We start from the raw sequence: 19,099 nt of genomic DNA, 5'->3' as shown, positions 1-19,099 counted from the left end.
TTTGGCGAGCGAAGCGACGACAAACAGCCAACACCCAAAGCGCACCCAACACTTACGCTGGACACAAACGTAATCAACATAGGCACTTAAAAGTGTCTATCCCACTTTTAAGTACGTACTTGTTTTAACCACCCCAACAACTATACTGACTCTTGTATTCAAAATTCAAAACCAAGAAGGAGTCTTCAGTATGTCTACGAATCACCAATTCCTATCGTCATTTCAATTCAATAACGGCCTCACCCTTAAGAACCGAATCGTGATGTCGCCCATGACGACCATGACCAGTTTTTACAACGGGATGATCACCACGGATGAGCTTAACTACTACGCTGCTCGCGCCGCTGGTCCCGGGATGGTGATCACGGGTGTCGCCAACGTCGATGCTTCCGGTAAGGGCTTTGAAGGCGAACTTTCCGTTGCGAGCGATGATATGCTGCCCGGATTGACTAACCTCGCTAAAACGATTCACCAAAATGGGACCAAAGCAATTCTTCAGATTTTCCACGCGGGTCGGAAAACAAACCACCAGATTCTTCGTGGCGAACAGCCCGTTAGTGCCAGCGCAATTGCCGCTGTTTACCCGCCTGATTCTGAAACCCCACGCGCAATGACCGTTGCTGAGATCGAACAACTCATCATTGATTTCGGCGAAGCAACTCGCCGCGCGATTCAAGCTGGATTTGACGGGGTGGAACTTCACGGGGCTAACACCTACTTGATTCAGCAATTCTACTCTGCTAACTCAAACCAGCGGACCGATGATTGGGGCGGCTCTCGTGACAAGCGGTTGAAGTTCCCACTCGCCGTTATCAGTAGCGTGAAAGCCGCAATTGCCAAATACGCCACTGCCCCATTTGCGTTGGGTTACCGCCTTTCTCCCGAAGAAATCGAAACACCCGGCATCCGCTTAGAGGACTCTCTCTACCTGGTTGATCAAATTAAGACTGAGGTTGACTACATTCACTTGTCGATGGGAAGCTACAAGCGAACCTCATTGAATGATAAGACGAACACCGCAACCTTGATTTCTCAGTTCGCAGCCCACACAAACGGTATCGTACCGCTGATTGGCATCGGTTCAGTGGAACTCCCTAGCGATGCAGATGCCGTTCTAGCTGATGGCGCTGATTTAGTCGCCATTGGTCGTGAACTCCTTCGCGAACCACAGTGGGTCCAAAAGGTACAAGCTGGCGATGAAGGCAGTATTCGCACGCAACTTAGCCCGACTGACATGACTGAGCTTTCAATTCCACCTGTGATGCAAACTTACTTGAGTACCTCGTTTAAGACGGTTATGCAGTTTACGACTGACGGCGAGAAGAATAGCTATCAGGATGAGTTGGCGCCGATGGAAGGGTTTGAGAAGAAGTTATAATTACCTGTTAACTTGATAGATTACTAAAAAAGCACCCACAAATGACCGATAGTTGGTCGTTTTGTGAGTGCTTTTTGAATTTGCAGTTAGTGGAGCTGTTGCTTGCTATTACATTTCAGAATTGGCGTTTTCTGGCTACTGCGCCGAAGCGCGTTCCACAAGGCAGAGAGTTGCGCGTAAGCGACGCCCAGCACCGCCAACAATTACTTACCGACAACGTGCTTTGCTATTACGTTTGTTTCGGCTCAGTTGTCACTGCTTTTTTCGCAAGTCAGTTACCTAGTGAAACCTTTTTAGTTAACTATTTTCTGGCTACCACGCCGAAACGCGTTCCACAAGGCAGAAACCTGCACATAAGCCCATCTCACCACAAACTCCAAAAATCGGGGTTTATGGCGAGATGGGCTTATGCTTCGGTCTCTAACCGTCTTGTTACACGCTCTTAACCTTTGCAATCTTCCCCTGCTCAATATAAACACTCAAAATCGCAATATCAGCTGGGTTGACCCCGCTGATTCGGGTTGCTTGGGCAATGGTTTCTGGGCGGATCTTGTTTAATTTTTGGTGGGCTTCCGTTGCGAGGCCGTCGATGGCGTCGTAGTCGATCATATCTGGGATCTTCTTGGCTTCCATCTTCTTCATCTTCGCCACGTTTTCTTCAGCCTTCTTGATGTAACCGGCGTACTTGATCCGGATTTCGATTTCTTCGATCACCCGGCGGTCCAATGGTGCATCTGGTGCTGGAATGAACCGCAGTAAGTCCGCGTAGGTGACTTGTGGGCGACGGAGGAAGTCCGCTGCCAACACGCCATCCTTCAATGGCTTTTCGTTGTGAGACATTACGTAGGCGTTAACTTCATCAGATGGCTTAACGCGAACCGTATTTAACCGATCGATCTCATCCGTTACGGCTTGGCGCTTGGCCAAGAAATCGTTGTAACGTTCGTCTGAAATCAAGCCCAATTCGTGACCCTTTGGCGTTAACCGCAAGTCAGCGTTATCGTGCCGTAAAATCAAGCGATATTCGGCCCGGCTCGTCAATAAACGGTAAGGTTCGTTAGTGCCCTTAGTGACCAAATCATCGATCATGACACCGATATAACCTTCAGACCGCTTCATGACAAATGGTTCCTTGTTCAAGGCCCGCAAACCGGCGTTGATACCGGCCATGATGCCTTGGCCCGCAGCTTCTTCGTAACCAGACGTCCCGTTGGTTTGGCCAGCGGTGTACAGGTTCTTCACAAGCTTGGTTTCCAAAGTTGGGCGTAATTGGTAAGGTGACACAACATCATATTCGATGGCGTAACCTGGCCGCATCATTTCAGCGTCTTCAAGGCCCTTAATGGAGTGCAAAATCTTTTGTTGCACTTCTTCTGGCATCGACGTTGACAACCCTTGAACGTACCATTCATCCGTGTTCCGGCCTTCAGGTTCCAAGAATAATTGGTGCCGGCTCTTATCAGCGAACCGGACGATCTTATCTTCAATTGATGGGCAGTAACGTGGACCGACCCCTTCGATCACACCAGTAAACATTGGTGCCCGGTCCAGGTTGTCGCGGATGATCTTATGCGTCGTTTCGTTCGTGTATGTTAACCAACAAGAGAGTTGGTTTTTAAGTGCCAAATAGTTCTCGTCAGGCGTCGTGTAACTAAAGTGGTTTGGTTCAACGTCACCAGGTTGCTCTTCGGTTTCGGCATAGTGAATCGTGTTGCCATCCACCCGTGGCGGCGTCCCGGTCTTGAACCGCTTGAGTTCCAAACCGTACTTTTCCAAATTCTTCGTCAGCTTCATCGCTGGTTGTGAGTTGTTTGGCCCTGAAGAATACATGAGTTCACCAATGATGATTTTCCCACGCGCAGCGGTCCCGGCAGCGATTACGACGGCCTTAGCAGAATACCGGGCCCCGGTATTTGTGATAACGCCCTTGCAGACCCCGTCTTCAACGATCAAGTCGTCAACGATGCCTTGACGTAACGTCACGTTAGGTTCCTTTTCCAAGGTGTGCTTCATTTCAGCGTGGTAAGCGTGCTTATCAGCCTGTGCCCGTAAGGCACGGACGGCTGGACCCTTCCCAGTATTTAACATCCGCATCTGAACGTAGGTTTTATCGATGTTGCGGCCCATTTCGCCACCCAAGGCGTCAATTTCACGCACGACAATGCCCTTTGCGGGGCCCCCAACTGATGGGTTACATGGCATAAAGGCCACCATATCTAAATTAATTGTCATTAACAGGGTCTTGTTCCCCATCCGGGCAGCGGCTAACGCGGCCTCAGTACCGGCGTGGCCAGCACCAACGACGATCACGTCAAAATCCTTACCCTGGTAAGGTTGAATCTCAGGCATATCAGTTCCTCCTAATCATGCGCATCCAATGATACGCGGGTACTCAGTTTAAAGTTATTTACCAACACAGAATTGACTGAAGAGTTGGTCTAGTAGTTCATCTTGGTAGCTGTCGCCGGTGATTTCACCCAGTAGGTTCCAGCAACGGGTCATATCGATTTGAACGAGGTCAACTGGCATGCCAGCTGCAATCCCGTTCATGACATCGTCCAACACTTGACTGGCTTGGTTTAATAAGCCAATGTGCCGGGCATTTGTCACCATCACGTTACCGCGACCGGTCTCGATACCAACATCGAAGAACAGGTGGCTGATTTCGGCTTCCAGCTGATCAACCCCCTTGTTTTGCAGGATCGATGTTTGGATGATCTTCGTGTCACCCGCCAACTGTTGTAATTCACCTAAATCGAGTTGCAGTGGCAAATCGGTCTTGTTGAGGATGATGATCCGCTTTTCATCGGCCGTATCCGTCAATAATTGGCGATCTTCCGACGTTAACGGTTCGCTAGCATTCAAGACCAGCACCACCAGATCAGCAGCCGCAATCGCCTTTTTTGAGCGTTCCACCCCGATTTTTTCAACCGTATCATCCGTTTTATGGATACCGGCAGTATCAACCAGTTTCAGTGGTACACCACCAACGTTGACGTATTCTTCGATCACATCTCGGGTCGTCCCGGCAACGTCGGTCACAATGGCCTTATCTTCGTGGAGTAATTCGTTCAACAGACTGGATTTACCAACGTTTGGCCGACCAACAATGGCCGTTGCCAGGCCGTCACGAAGGACTTTCCCTTGTTTAGCAGTCTTCAACAGTTGGGTAATTGACGCTTGAACCTCCTGCGCCTTTTCCAGCAACAGCTTTGTGGTCATCGTTTCCACATCGTCATATTCGGGATAATCAATGTTGACCTCAACTTGTGCCAGCACTTCCAAGATATCTTGCCGTAAATGCTTAATTAAGCGCGACAGGTTCCCGTCTAGCTGGTTTAAGGCAACTTTCATCGAGCGGTCGGTTTTCGCCCGAATAAGGTCCATAACGGCCTCTGCTTGGGATAAGTCAATTCGACCATTCAAAAAGGCCCGTTTGGTAAATTCACCAGGTTCGGCTAACCGCGCTCCTTGGCTCAAAATGAGCTGTAAGATCTGGTTAGTGGCCATCAACCCACCGTGACAGTTGATTTCAACAACGTCTTCGCGTGTGTAAGTCTTAGGCGCCCGCATCACGGATGCCATGACTTCATCGACTTCAGAACCGGTTTCAGGGTCAATAATGTGACCATAATTGATCGTATGGCTGGCAACATCCGCCAACGACTTCCCTTTAAATAATGGGGCAACAATTTCAAACGTCCGTTCACCACTGATCCGAATAATCGAAATTCCACCCTCACCAGGTGGCGTAGCAACGGCCGCAATCGTATCAAATTCACTAGTTGTGGACATGAAAAAACCTCCTTGTAGCCAGAGTGCGGAGAGAAGCGGTTAGAGACCAGTACGTCAGCGACTTTCGCCAGAAATCCCGGGTTTTGGGGTTTGTGGTGGAAGTTGCTGACGTGCAGGTCTCTGCTTCTCGGAGCACGTTTCGGCTATCTAACATAACACGACTAAACTAACATCTAAATTAATAAGCCACCACAGCCAAGAACATTCTCCCAACTATCAGCTCAATCTTCTAAAAACGCATTACGGCTAACAACAATAACACGTCCCGCCCATATTTACCCACCATTTGGCTCACCAACGCGCACGCCAGCGACCAAACAACGACTAAACTGGTCATTCTCCTAAACCGTCAGAGCCACTGACCTGCCCGCCGACCATCACTGAACTCAACTTACTTTCAGCAATGCCATTGCGACAGCTTTCATCAACAGCGGACCTTTTTCAAACTGATTGCTCAGCTTTTCACGCACAAAAAAAGTGCCCACTCCATGCCCCTAACAGCATGGATAAAGCACTTTGACTACTTTATCTATTTAAGATAAGAATGATTAGTTAATATACTAGAATGAATTCAGACGTTTGTCAACCGCCTAAACCCGAACTATCCTAGCCAAAATTCACGGCAATTGCGGTGTGGTAGGCCTGCCGCCAATTTCGATTTAATCAACGTTAATTACCCGGTTACCGTGGTGTGATCACGACGGCTCGCTTGGGTTCAGCACCGGCAGAATAGGTCACCACGTGGTCATTATCTGCCAGTACGCTGTGGATCTGTTTGCGCTCAAATGATGGCATTGGATCCAGGTAAACCGGTTTTCCAGTGGCAACGACCTCGCGAGCCATGTTCTCTGCTAGGCGGGTCAACGTTTCCAACCGGCGTTCCCGATAGTTGGCAACGTCTAGCGTGACCACTAACTTCGAGAACCGTTGGTGGTTCAAAAATACTTGTGCAAGATTTTGCAAGGCGTTAATGGTGCGGCCGTGTTTGCCGATCAGTAACCCCTCTTGTTCAGTCACAAAGTTGACCGTTACGTTGCGATGGTTCACCGTCACATCACTTTGTGCGTCGATGCCAAGTTGCTCAACAATGGCATCTAAATAGTCGCCTAGCTCACCGGCAACTTGTTGATAAGCCGCTTGACGATCAGCGGGTGCTGGTTCTTGCGCTTCAGCGGTTGCGACGGGTGTTGCGACCGCGGTCGCTGTCGTTTCAGTATCCGCTACCGTTTCGACGGGTTGCGTTTCCGATACCGGCGTTGCGGTTGGCTGTGTTTGCGGAATTGGCGTTACGTCAATTTCCGCCGCTCGAGCACCAATTCCCAAGAACCCTCGTCTAGGCGTCGTCAGAACCGTGACGTCAACCTGTGATCGGTCTAGGTTTAGTTCTTGCAGTGCGGCTTCGATTGCAGAATCAATGGTGCCGCTTTTAAATACAGTCATGTGCGTTGTGCTCCCTTCAAAATGGTTAAAACCCCACTCTATATAGTAAAGCATGGACCCCGGCGTTACTAGTGGTAAACGGAAACTGTAATATTACAGAGTGGTTCAAAACGCGCTTAGGCCCCAGAGTGTAAGACCAGAGCGGTGTAGATTCTGGTTTGCGAATCTATACCGCTCTGGTCTTACGCGGCCGGGGCCTGCGTTTTGAACCACGTTTCGGCTATATATCAGTCTAGAACGTCGCCCCTTAACACTATTGATTCCGAGTTTCGAATCCATTTCGCTCTGGTCTTACGCGGCCGGGACCTGCGTGCTGACTCACGTTTCGGCTATGTATCAGTCTAGAACGTCGCCCCTTAACACTATTGATTCCGGGTTTCGAATCCATTCCGCTCTGAACTTACACAGCCGAGACCTGCATTTTGAACCACATTTCGGCTATATATATCAGTCTAGAACGACACCTCTTAACGCCACAAAAAAACACCTTCAAAGCAACCAACACAAAGTTGTTTTGAAGGTGTTTTTTTTAGCTAAACCTGCTGCCATAACAGCAACCCTAACCCTATTTCCGTCGACTTTGTTTAGCTCGACGCACTGCTTTTTTGACCTGACGTTCGTGGTCCCGCTCTTCGCGTAATTTTTCTTCACGTTCGCGACGGATCTTCCAAGGATTTTGGATCACCAAGGTTTGACCGACTTGGAACGCGTTGGTAATTACCCAGTAGAGTGATAGTGCACTTGGTAAGCTCAACGCGGTGATGAAGATAATGATCGGTGTGCTGACCGTCATCATCGTGGTCATGCTGTTTGATTCGGGTTGCCCCTTCATCATCAGCCATGAACTCAAGAACGTGAGCACCGCAGCTAAGATTGGCAGGATAATGTATGGATCCCGTGACCCCAACTGCAACCATAAGAAGTGACCGGACCGCAAAATGTCCGTCCGCCAGATGGCCTGGTACAGTGCCCAGATAATTGGCAATTGCACAACCATTGGCAAACAACCGGCTACCGGGTTCACGCCGGCTTCACTGTAGAGTTTTTGTTGCTCCTCACGCAGTTTGGCCATTGTTTCTTGATCCCGGGACGAGTACTTCTTTTGGAGCGCCTTTAATTGTGGTTGAATCTCTTGCGTCTTGCGCATGCTTCGGGTCTGGAACACCATCAAAGGTAAGATGATGATCCGCACGATGATGGTGAAGACAATGATCCCCATCCCGTAACCGCCGAAGACGTGTGCCAGCCAAATAATGGCCCGCGAGAAGTTCAATAGGATGACACCATCCCACAGCCCCGTACTATGTTCGGTAATCGGTTGATTGCCACAGGCAGTCAGTAAAACCGCTAAACCGATGATCCCAAACATGGTCACAAATCGTTTTAATTTTTTCACTGGTTTTCCTCGCTGTAATCATGATCAAGCAATTTTGCAAGCTTTAACACGTGAATCAAGTGTCCCTTCAGTTCCTTCATTGGCATCTCAGACGCAGCTGGTCTGGCAATTACCAATAAATCAACATCTTGCTTGAGAACCGGCTTGAGCTCAGTGAGCGACTGCCGAATTCGACGCTTGACCCAATTACGATGAACCGCATTGCCAATCTTTTTGCCGACCGAGATACCAACCCGGAAATGAGGTTGCCCTGGCCGTTCCAGCCGATACACCACAAATTGCCGGTTGGCTACTGATTGACGCGCTTCAAAGACTTCTTGAAACTCCGCTTCCTTTTTAACGCGGTAAGATTTTCGCATAATGCATCTCCAAAACGTTACTGCCTGCTTTTCCCACTATAAAAATAAAAGACCACTGAACGGTCAGTGGTCTATGCAGACAATACTTTTCTACCCTTTTGACGACGACGGGCTAAAACCTTACGGCCGTTGCTAGTTGCCATCCGTTTGCGGAAACCGTGCACGCGTGAACGGTGACGCTTCTTTGGTTGATATGTGCGCTTCATAAAATTACACCTCCTGATCCTCAGGCATGAAGCCATTTATTTACATCTTAAATGCATTTCTAAAACATAATAGCATACCTTTGCCAAAGTTCAAAGCCCGTTTTGCATTTTTCTTGATTTTTTTTGTGGGAAATAAAATTTGTTTCATGAAATTGCTTGTGGATAACCTGTGAATTTACCGCTTTCTCGTTCACGTTTTCCACGAGGTTTTCCACTAGTTCACAGCCTGTGGTTTCTCAAGTCTTTTTTCTTGTTGATTCTGGGGATAATCCTGTGAAACACTTGATACTACTGGATTTGTTTTGCACAACTACCTGTGGATAAAAATGTTTCACAGAGCTTTATCAAAAGTTATGCACAGTCTTGTGGAAAACTTTATCCCACCCCTGTGGAACAATTATCCACAAGTTGAAAAGACTGTGGAAAACTTTTTTCACCCATGCTACACTAAATTTATTCATTTAATATTGGGGAGGAAAACCAGTGCTTGATTTAGACACGCTCTGGCACGCAATTACGGAGGGCTTCCGCCAAAAATTGTCGTTGCCGGCTTTTAATACTTGGATCGATACTGCGGTCCCGGTTAAACTTACTAATCATCGTCTGACAATCAAGCTACCATCAGAATTGCATCGTGACTACTGGCAAAGCAACCTCACGCAGCCACTGATCGAATTTGCCTATGAATTCGCTCATGACGATATCCAACCGATTTTCGTCGTAGAGACCGATGATGACCCGACGGTATCCACACTGAACCAACCCGCAGCTGCAACGGCCACCCTGAGCCAAAACGCGAAGTTAAACCCAAAGTACACCTTTGAGACCTTCGTGATCGGTAAAGGGAACCAAATGGCCCACGCAGCTGCTCTCGTGGTTTCAGAAGAACCCGGCGTCATGTACAACCCACTCTTCTTCTATGGTGGTGTTGGCCTAGGTAAGACCCACTTGATGCACGCGATCGGTAACAAGATGTTAGCTGATGATCCAACAACTAAAGTAAAATACGTGACGAGTGAAGCCTTCACCAACGACTTCATCACCGCCATTCAGTCGAAGACACAAGAACAGTTCCGTGAGAAGTATCGGAGTGTTGATCTCCTATTAGTAGATGACATTCAATTCTTCGCAGATAAGGAAGGCACGCAAGAAGAGTTCTTCCATACCTTTAATGCGCTCCACGATGATGGCAAACAGATCGTTTTGACATCTGATCGCTTGCCTGATGAGATTCCAAAGCTGCAGGATCGGTTAGTTTCCCGGTTCCAATGGGGCTTATCCGTTGATATTACGGCACCTGATTTGGAAACGCGAATTGCGATTTTGCGGACCAAAGCTGAAGCTGATCAAATCGATATTCCTGACGAAACCCTCAGTTACATTGCCGGTCGCATCGATTCCAACGTCCGGGAACTTGAGGGCGCGCTTGCGCGGGTTCACGCCTATTCCAAGCTCGTTAAGAAGCCAATCACAACGGAACTCGTTGCCAGTTCGCTGAAGAGTCTTAAACTTGACCGCCGTTCCAGCGAACTCACGATTCCGCTGATTCAGGAAAAAGTTGCCAAATACTACCACGTCTCGCTAGCCGACCTTAAGGGTAAGAAACGGATGAAGGCCATCGTGATGCCACGGCAGATCGCGATGTACCTTTCCCGGGAGTTAACGGATAGTTCCCTACCTAAGATTGGTAATGAATTCGGTGGTAAAGATCACACTACTGTGATTCACGCCTACGATAAAATCGCTGGCGCCTTGAAAACAGACACTGATCTGCAAGCTGAAATCGACAATTTAAAGACCGAAATTCAACGGTAACCGCTATCACTTAAAAAAGTAATCGATTTGAACATTGAATTCATCTCGACTACTTTTTTTACCCGCTTATTTAAGCTATGATGGAGGTACTGCCAAACGGCCTTGTGGACAACTAGTAAAACTATCCACAAGTTATACACATGTGGATAACCCAATAGCAATCAGTGTTCCGCTAACTTATCCACATTATCCACTGCCCTACTACTACTTTTCTTTTTATTAATTAATAAAGAACTATAAGGAGTGCTCACACAATGAAATTCACAATTAACCGTGCTGCGTTCATTAAAGAATTGAACAACGTCCAACGAGCGATCTCATCAAAGACGACGATTCCCATTTTGACGGGTCTCAAATTAGTGGCTGACGATGCTGGTTTAACCTTAACTGGTTCAGATGCCGACATTTCAATCGAAACCTTGATCCATGCGGATAACCCTGACAACCAACTAGCCATTGCTAGTACTGGTGCTATTGTGTTACCAGCGCGGTTCTTCAGCGATATCGTTAAGCGATTGCCAGAAGACACCTTAACGTTAGATGTTACAGAAGGTTTCCAAACTGAGATCACTTCTGGTTCGGCATCGTTTACGATCAACGGCTTGGATGCCAACAACTACCCTCACTTACCTGAAATTGATGCGACCGATGCCGTTTCACTGTCAGGGAACGTTTTCCGCGAATTGATCAACCAAACCGTTATCGCGGTTTCAAACCAAGAAAGTCGCCCGATCTTAACCGGGGTGCATTTTACGTTAGTTGACGACCAACTCTTAGCCGTTGCGACCGATAGTCACCGGTTAAGCCAACGTAAGATTAACTTGCCACAAGCTGCGTCAGCCATGTATGACGTCATCATTCCTGGGAAGAGCTTAACTGAGCTGTCTCGAATGATTGGGGATGATAATCCTGACGTTGAGATGCGGTTATCAGAAAACCAAGTCCTCTTTACCATTGGCGACCGTTACTTCTACTCTCGTTTGCTGGAAGGTAACTACCCAGATACGTCTCGCTTGATTCCTAAAGAATCGACAACGAGTGCGGAATTTGATGCCAAAGCACTTTTGGCTTCGATCGAACGGGCCTCGCTGTTGTCCCACGAATCGCGGAACAACGTGGTTAAGTTGACCCTGGATCCTGAAACCGATACGGCAACCATTTTTGGAAACTCCCCTGACGTCGGGAACGTTGAAGAAAGCCTGACACCTAGTGAATTGACCGGTGAAGCGCTTGAAATTTCGTTTAACCCAGATTACATGAAGGACGCCCTTCGTTCGTTTGGTCAAACGGCAATTAAGATCGCCTTCACGTCACCATTGCGGCCATTTACGCTGGTACCAACTGAAGATAGCGACAACTTTGTGCAATTGATCACCCCAGTTCGGACGTTTTAGTTAACGAACCGAATTGCAAAAGCCCCCGCTCAGTAACGTGCTGAACGGGGGCTTTTTAGTGGCGTGAAAGAAAGTTAATGGCACTGAATTTGGTAGACAACGCTACGTTACTTTTTGAAAAGTGACGATTTTAGTCTGCTAACGGAACGTTACCGACGGGCAGTTAAAAACAATCGCCGGTCAAGTCGCGTATTTTAATCAGGAATCAGCACTTAACGTGGTAATCGTCATCCATCACGACAAAGTTTGACTCAGTAATTTAGTGTCGCTGATTTGAACTAGCTGCCTGTTAATGACGCCTCAGAGCGTCTTAAATAGGCCATTACAGTTCGGTATTTGCTAAAATTGGCCTTAAAACGGCTAAAAACGCGAAATTCAAATTCTAAGCGTTTTTGGCGCTTTCTAGGCAAAATACCTTGAACGGCCTTAAAATCGCTCAAATAGCCAGTATCGAAAGTGAAACTGTACTTTTGGCCAAAAAAAGCGTATAATATAAGGGAAAATGAAGGTGGGTGAAGCCGTGAAGAAGGAAGTTTTGATCAAACCACCATACATGACCTTAGGACAACTGCTTAAAGAAGAATCAGTTGTCAGTTCTGGTGGTCAGGCAAAGTGGTTTTTAAAGGAACATGCTGTGGATGTCAATGGTGAACCAGACAATCGGCGCGGACGTAAACTATATCCAGGAGATACGGTCGATGTTAAAGACGTCGGACTGTTTTTTATTCGCTTAAAACCGGGCAACTAGCCGATGGAATTGAACGAATTAACGTTGCATCACTTTCGCAATTACGAAGATTTGGACGTCACATTTGGCTCAGGCGTGAACGTCTTGCTTGGGGAAAACGCCCAGGGAAAGACGAATATGCTGGAAGCCATTTATTTTTTGGCCTTAGCGCGGAGTCACCGAACCAGCAACGATCGCGAATTGATCAGTTGGCAGGCGGAGACGGCTCAAGTTAAGGGCCGAGTTCAAAAGAGCAGTGGTGTGACACCGTTAGAGTTAGACCTTTCTAAGCACGGCAAAAAAGCGAAGGTCAACCACCTTGAACAAGCCAAATTATCGGCTTATGTCGGGCAGTTGAACGTGATTTTGTTTGCGCCGGAAGATCTCAGCCTTGTGAAGGGTGCCCCTCAGATTCGGCGTCGGTTTATGGATATGGAATTTGGCCAAATGAGCCATAAGTATCTGTATAACCTAGCACAGTACCGGACGATATTACGGCAACGTAATAAGTACCTGAAGGAGCTCGGCAACAAACAGCAGTCGGATCTCGTCTTACTAGACGTGTTGTCTGACCAGCTAGCAGGTTACGGGGCTGAGATCATTGCGCAACGCGTGACGTTACTGAAACAGCTAGAAGTTTGGGCGGCTCAGATTCACCAAGAAATCTCGCAACAAAAAGAGGAACTTGTCTTTCGGTACGCAACCAACGTGGCCGATGACGATTTGGTGGATGTGGCCCATATTCGTGCGGCGCTAACGAAACTGTATCAAGAGCGCCGTGATAAGGAACTGTTTCAACGAACGACCTTGATTGGCCCTCATCGAGACGATTTAAAGTTCTTTGTGAACGGCAACGATGTCTCGAAGTTTGGCTCACAAGGTCAGCAGCGAACAACGGCGCTTAGTGTGAAGTTAGCCGAAATCGATTTGATGCATGAACAGACCGGTGAATATCCGGTTCTGTTACTCGATGACGTGTTATCAGAACTTGATGATATGCGCCAAACCCACTTGTTAACGGCGATTCAGGATAAAGTCCAAACCTTCCTGACAACGCCAAGTTTAAGTGGCGTTGCTCAGAAACTGATTCACGAACCCAAGATTTTTAACATTAGTGCTGGTCAGGTCCAGACTGATGAGCAGTAGGATACCGGGATTGACAGTAAGGAGGAAGTCACTTGGCTGATGAACAAGAAACTAAAAAAGAGCGTGCTCGGGAATATGATGCGAGCCAGATTCAAGTCTTAGAGGGACTTGAAGCGGTTCGGAAACGTCCAGGGATGTACATTGGGACCACGAGTTCACAAGGTCTCCACCATTTGGTTTGGGAAATTGTGGATAACGGAATCGATGAAGCCCTTGCTGGATTTGCGGACGCGATTCACGTGACGGTCGAAAAGGATAACAGCATCACCGTTGTGGATAACGGTCGTGGGATCCCTGTTGGGACGCAAAAGAAGACCGGTAAGTCCGCTTTGGAAACCGTCTTTACGATTCTGCATGCCGGTGGTAAATTCGGCGGCGGCGGGTACAAGGTTTCCGGTGGTCTGCATGGTGTGGGGGCATCCGTTGTGAACGCGTTGTCCTCTGAACTAGACGTTAAAGTTGTTCGAGAAGGCAAACGTTACTACATGGACTTTGCCTATGGTCGGGTGAAGACGCCAATGAAGGTGATCGACACGGACCTTCCAGACAACGTTCACGGCACAACGGTTCACTTCCTGCCAGATCCAGATATTTTCCGTGAAACCACGGTTTACGATATCAAGGTGTTGACCACTCGGATTCGGGAACTGGCCTTCTTAAACAAGGGCTTGCGGATCACGATTCGTGACGAACGTCCTGAAACACCAACTGAAGAATCCTTCATGTACGAAGGCGGGATCAAGCACTACGTTGAATACTTGAACAAGAGTAAGGACGTGTTGTTTGAAGAACCAATCTACGTCGAAGGTGAAGAAAAGGGCATCACCGTTGAAGTCGCCATGCAGTACACGGATGATTACCATTCCAACCTGCTCACCTTTACGAACAACATTCACACCTACGAAGGTGGGACCCACGAAGAAGGCTTTAAACGGGCCTTAACGCGGATCGTGAATGACTATGCCCGAAAGAACAACTTGATGAAGGACAGCGAACCTAACTTGAGTGGGGAAGACGTTCGGGAAGGCTTAACGGCCGTTGTTTCCGTTAAGCACCCGGATCCACAATTTGAAGGGCAAACTAAGACGAAGCTGGGGAACTCGGATGCTCGAACCGCAACCGATCACCTCTTCAGTGAACACTTCATGAAGTTCATGATGGAAAACCCAACGATTGCTCGCAAGGTTGTGGATAAAGGCTTGTTAGCTTCCAAAGCCCGGGTTGCCGCTAAGCGCGCCCGTGAAGTCACACGGAAGAAGAGCGGTCTTGAAATCAGCAACTTACCAGGGAAACTGGCGGATAACACCAGTAAGGATCCTGAAATTTCTGAATTATTCATCGTCGAAGGGGATTCCGCCGGTGGGTCTGCTAAGCAGGGTCGCTCGCGGTTGACGCAAGCCATCCTCCCAATTCGAGGGAAGATTTTAAACGTTGAAAAGGCCAGCATGGATAAGATCTTGGCTAACGAAGAAATTCGCTCCCTGTTTACCGCAATGGGCACTGGTTTTGGGGACGACTTTGATGTTGCGAAAGCGAACTATCACAAACTGATCATCATGACCGATGCCGATGTCGACGGCGCCCACATTCGGACGCTGTTACTGACCTTGATCTACCGGTATATGCAGCCGCTGTTGAACGCTGGCTTTGTTTACATCGCCCAGCCACCACTGTACCAAGTGCGCCAAGGTAAGATGCGTCGTTACATTGACTCCGATGAAGAGTTAGATCAGATCATGGGGCAACTACCACCATCGCCTAAACCAGTGATCCAACGGTACAAGGGGCTTGGTGAAATGGATGCCAGCCAATTGTGGGAAACCACGATGGATCCAGAAAAGCGCCGGTTATTACGGGTCGATCCAAGTGATGCTGCGGAAGCCAACGAAGCTTTCACAACGTTGATGGGCGACAAGGTTGAACCACGACGCGAATTTATCGAAGCGAATGCACGCTACGTTGAAAACTTGGACGTTTAGTGAGTTAGTCACAGGTTATCAACAAGCTGTTCATAACACAGTAGTAGAACGTATACGAGGCTGGGAGGTTAAGTATTTTGGCTAATGAAGAATTACCAAGTCGGATCACCGACGTCGATTTAGCGACAACGATGCGGACATCCTTCTTGGACTATGCCATGAGTGTTATTGTGGCGCGGGCGTTGCCCGATGTCCGGGATGGGCTAAAACCCGTTCATCGGCGAATCTTGTACGGGATGAACGAATTGGGGGTCACCCCTGATAAGCCATACAAGAAGTCGGCCAGAATCGTTGGGGACGTTATGGGTAAGTTTCACCCCCACGGGGACTCCGCCATTTACGAATCAATGGTACGGATGGCCCAAGACTTTAGTTACCGGTACATGTTAGTTGATGGTCACGGGAACTTTGGCTCCGTCGATGGTGACGGCGCCGCTGCCATGCGGTATACCGAAGCTCGTTTGAGTAAGGTTGCCATGGAAATGTTGCGTGATATCAACAAAGATACCATCGATTACCAACCCAACTACGATGGCTCAGAAAAGGAACCCGCTGTCTTACCAGCGCGCTTCCCTAACCTGTTAGTGAACGGGGCTTCTGGGATCGCCGTTGGGATGGCTACCAACATTCCACCGCACAACTTAGCAGAAGTTATTAGTGCGTTACACATCTTGATGAAAAATCCGGATGCCACCACCGCTGACTTGATGGAAGCCTTACCTGGACCTGATTTTCCAACTGGTGGGGTCGTCATGGGCAAATCCGGGATTCGGAAAGCCTACGAAACCGGTAAAGGCACCATCACCCTGCGTGCGAAAGTTGAAATTGAAGAAGATAAGAACGGTAAGCAACGTATCGTTGCTACCGAGATCCCTTACATGGTCAACAAGGCCCGTTTGATTGAACGAATCGCCGAATTGGCCCGTGATAAGCGGATTGAAGGCATCACCGATGTGAACGATGAATCCGACCGTGAAGGGATGCGGATCGTGGTTGACGTTCGCCGGGATGCTAGTGCCGAAGTCATCTTGAACAATTTGTACAAGATGACCCTGATGCAGACGTCATTTGGCTTCAACATGTTGGCGATTGTGAAGGGTTCACCGCGAGTTTTGAGTTTGAAAGAAATCTTGCAGTACTACCTGGAACACCAACTGGAAGTTATCAAGCGTCGGACCGCATTTGAACTGAAAAAGGCCAAGGCTCGGGCCCACATCCTTGAAGGGTTGCAGATTGCGCTGGACCACATTGATGAGATCATCTCGATCATTCGTGGTTCCCAGACGGCTGAAGTGGCCAAGCAGGAACTGATTACCCGCTTCCCACTTTCCGAAAAGCAAGCGCAAGCCATCTTGGATATGCGACTCGTTCGGCTGACTGGTTTGGAACGTGACAAGGTTGAGCGTGAGTATGCGGAATTGTTGAAGTCAATTGCTGAATACGAAGCCATTTTGGCTAGCGAAGACCGTCAAAACGAAATCATTTACCAAGAATTGCTTGAGATTCAAAATAAATTCGGTGATGAACGTCGAACTGAACTACTTGTCGGTGAAGTGCTGAGTCTTGAAGACGAAGACTTGATCGAAGAAGAAGATGTCATCGTTTCATTGACTCACAACGGCTACATCAAGCGGTTGCCAACGTCTGAATTTAAGGCGCAAAACCGTGGTGGTCGTGGGATTCAAGGCATGGGCATCCACGATGACGACTTCATCGAACACCTGATTTCAACCTCAACTCACGATGTGCTCCTGTTCTTCACCAATGCCGGTAAGGTTTACCGGATGAAGGGCTATGAGATTCCTGAGTACGGGCGTTCAGCTAAGGGGATTCCAGTGATCAACTTGCTGAACATTGAAGCAGGCGAAAAGATTCAAGCCGTCATTAACGTCTCTGACGCGGCCGGCGATCAGGAGAAATACCTGTTCTTCACGACCTTGAAGGGGACCGTTAAGCGGACGCCGGTGGCTGAATTTGCTAACATCCGAAGCAACGGGCTGAAGGCCTTGAGTTTGAAGGATGAGGACCAATTGATCAACGTTTCGATCGTCGATGACGACCAAGCAATGATCATTGGGACGCATGGTGGGTACGCTGTTAGCTTTAAGGCCAGCGATGTCCGGTCAATGGGCCGTTCAGCAACTGGGGTTCGTGGTGTTCGCCTGCGGGATGATGATTACGTAGTTGGATCCGCAATTTTAGGACCAAACGATAACGTCTTTATCATTTCTGAAAAGGGTTATGGTAAGCAAACGCCGGCTAGCGAATACGCCATTAAAGGGCGTGGCGGTAAGGGGATCAAGACCATTAACGTCACGGCCAAGAACGGGCCATTAGCTGGTTTAACGACTGTTAGCGGCGAAGAGGATATTATGTTGATCACCGATAAAGGGGTCATGATTCGCTTCGGCGTTGAAAACGTCTCAACCACTGGTCGGGCAACCTTAGGGGTTCACCTGATCCGGTTGGATGATGACGCCAAGGTCGCTACGATGGCGGTCGTGGAAAAGGAACCCGATGAAGAACCTTCGGACGCATTGTTGACTGACAATGCAGACGATGCTGCTTCAACGGATGCCGATGCGACAACGACCACTACCGATGACGATAGTGATACCTCACTAGACCGGTTAGTTGACCGTGCTGAATCAGATGATGATTCGACGACGGATGACGATGCGGAATAGTTAACTGAAATTTGTATGACAAAAAGGCTACCGGTTGGCAGCCTTTTTTGTTTACGCTTGTGTCCGGCGTAAGCATTCTTCTGTTCAGTTTGTGAAGTTTGATTTGCGTGAACTGTCGATTCCGGTCAACGGCTAGGTTCCTGCTGTGGGGCCGGCCTGAGCCAAAGGGCGGTCTCAGCCCTCGAATTGAAGCCTCGCCAAAACCCGTGCGAGTCTTGAATTCGTCCCCGATAATTGGCGGTTGTTGGAAGTTCGTCAACAACCACCAATTATCGCGACACAGCATCCACCTAGCCGCTGACCGGAATCTTACATTGCGCAATTCGGCACTATTGTAGAGCATCTCAAGTACTTAACTGAACATCTCGCGACGGTATCGCAATAACACTAACGCTGATTCGACAATCACAAAATTGAACAGCAGCTACCGTTTCATAATCGTGCTGGATATGGCATCGATACCTGCTTAATGCCAACGTAACAGCATTAAGTTTACACAAACGTGACACACGACTGGTAAATTTTAGTATCGCGCAATCGTTGATTCATTGTAGTTAATGAGCATTGACCACGATCATTTATTGCGGTTGTCGAGTTACCATCCAACGTTGCCATCACGCAGTTTCACCAACTTCGGAATGTGACAGTCAGCTGTTCTGTTATCGACAGCGCACTATGTAGCGGGAGGCGGAGGCGCGCAAGGCTCAGCAGTGTCGGTATGACTTAAGCAGTCGTAGTTCGTGGGGTTCGGACTGCGAGTGCTTTAGTCATACGCGG

Annotated in this window: 13 protein-coding genes; 7 read left to right on the top strand and 6 right to left on the bottom strand. The window is 48.3% G+C overall.

Annotated features, from left to right (window positions below):
• Positions 1–190 precede the first annotated feature (190 nt).
• A complete protein-coding gene (locus tag ACYVR3_RS14365; RefSeq protein WP_461244797.1) occupies positions 191–1,378 on the top strand; it encodes an NADH-dependent flavin oxidoreductase in 1,188 nt (395 codons plus the stop codon).
• Between the two features lie 432 nt (positions 1,379–1,810).
• Here ACYVR3_RS14365 and mnmG read toward each other — a convergent pair whose 3' ends face one another.
• From mnmG to rpmH, 6 genes are all read right to left on the bottom strand, one after another.
• Positions 1,811–3,727 carry a tRNA uridine-5-carboxymethylaminomethyl(34) synthesis enzyme MnmG gene (gene mnmG, locus ACYVR3_RS14360; protein ID WP_461244796.1) on the bottom strand — a complete coding sequence of 639 codons (1,917 nt, stop codon included), beginning with the start codon at positions 3,725–3,727 and terminating at the stop codon, positions 1,811–1,813.
• A 54-nt stretch (positions 3,728–3,781) separates the two neighbouring features.
• Entirely contained in the window at positions 3,782–5,173 is a 1,392-nt protein-coding gene (gene mnmE / locus ACYVR3_RS14355; RefSeq protein WP_461244795.1) for a tRNA uridine-5-carboxymethylaminomethyl(34) synthesis GTPase MnmE, read from the bottom strand.
• 681 nt (positions 5,174–5,854) lie between these two features.
• On the bottom strand, positions 5,855–6,613 hold the full coding sequence (gene jag, locus ACYVR3_RS14350; protein ID WP_461244794.1) for an RNA-binding cell elongation regulator Jag/EloR: 759 nt from the start codon (positions 6,611–6,613) through the stop codon (positions 5,855–5,857).
• Positions 6,614–7,178: 565 nt separating this feature from the next.
• Positions 7,179–7,982: a membrane protein insertase YidC gene (yidC, locus tag ACYVR3_RS14345; protein ID WP_461244799.1), complete on the bottom strand. Its 804-nt coding sequence runs from the start codon at positions 7,980–7,982 to the stop codon at positions 7,179–7,181.
• 23 nt (positions 7,983–8,005) lie between these two features.
• Positions 8,006–8,368 (bottom strand): ribonuclease P protein component, encoded by a 363-nt coding sequence (gene rnpA, locus ACYVR3_RS14340; RefSeq protein ID WP_057151597.1) that lies wholly within the window; start codon positions 8,366–8,368, stop codon positions 8,006–8,008.
• 71 nt (positions 8,369–8,439) lie between these two features.
• Positions 8,440–8,574 (bottom strand): 50S ribosomal protein L34, encoded by a 135-nt coding sequence (rpmH, locus tag ACYVR3_RS14335; RefSeq protein ID WP_054737356.1) that lies wholly within the window; start codon positions 8,572–8,574, stop codon positions 8,440–8,442.
• Between the two features lie 483 nt (positions 8,575–9,057).
• Here rpmH and dnaA point away from each other — a divergent pair, with 483 nt between their 5' ends.
• From dnaA to gyrA, 6 genes are all read left to right on the top strand, one after another.
• Positions 9,058–10,389 (top strand): chromosomal replication initiator protein DnaA, encoded by a 1,332-nt coding sequence (dnaA, locus tag ACYVR3_RS14330; protein WP_057151598.1) that lies wholly within the window; start codon positions 9,058–9,060, stop codon positions 10,387–10,389.
• Between the two features lie 254 nt (positions 10,390–10,643).
• Positions 10,644–11,783 carry a DNA polymerase III subunit beta gene (dnaN, locus tag ACYVR3_RS14325; protein WP_054737355.1) on the top strand — a complete coding sequence of 380 codons (1,140 nt, stop codon included), beginning with the start codon at positions 10,644–10,646 and terminating at the stop codon, positions 11,781–11,783.
• 502 nt (positions 11,784–12,285) lie between these two features.
• A complete protein-coding gene (gene yaaA / locus ACYVR3_RS14320; RefSeq protein WP_156301816.1) occupies positions 12,286–12,531 on the top strand; it encodes a S4 domain-containing protein YaaA in 246 nt (81 codons plus the stop codon).
• 3 nt (positions 12,532–12,534) lie between these two features.
• Positions 12,535–13,656, top strand: a complete 1,122-nt coding sequence (gene recF / locus ACYVR3_RS14315) for a DNA replication/repair protein RecF (RefSeq protein WP_461244793.1) — start codon at positions 12,535–12,537, stop codon at positions 13,654–13,656.
• Between the two features lie 32 nt (positions 13,657–13,688).
• Positions 13,689–15,635, top strand: coding sequence for a DNA topoisomerase (ATP-hydrolyzing) subunit B (gene gyrB, locus ACYVR3_RS14310; protein WP_054737353.1), 1,947 nt, complete (start codon positions 13,689–13,691; stop codon positions 15,633–15,635).
• Positions 15,636–15,766: 131 nt separating this feature from the next.
• Positions 15,767–18,322 carry a DNA gyrase subunit A gene (gene gyrA, locus ACYVR3_RS14305; protein ID WP_461244798.1) on the top strand — a complete coding sequence of 852 codons (2,556 nt, stop codon included), beginning with the start codon at positions 15,767–15,769 and terminating at the stop codon, positions 18,320–18,322.
• Positions 18,323–19,099: the final 777 nt, after the last annotated feature.

Source organism: Secundilactobacillus muriivasis, assembly GCF_054785195.1.
Note: the sequence above shows the minus strand (reverse complement) of the source record. Positions and strands in the feature narration are given on the sequence as shown.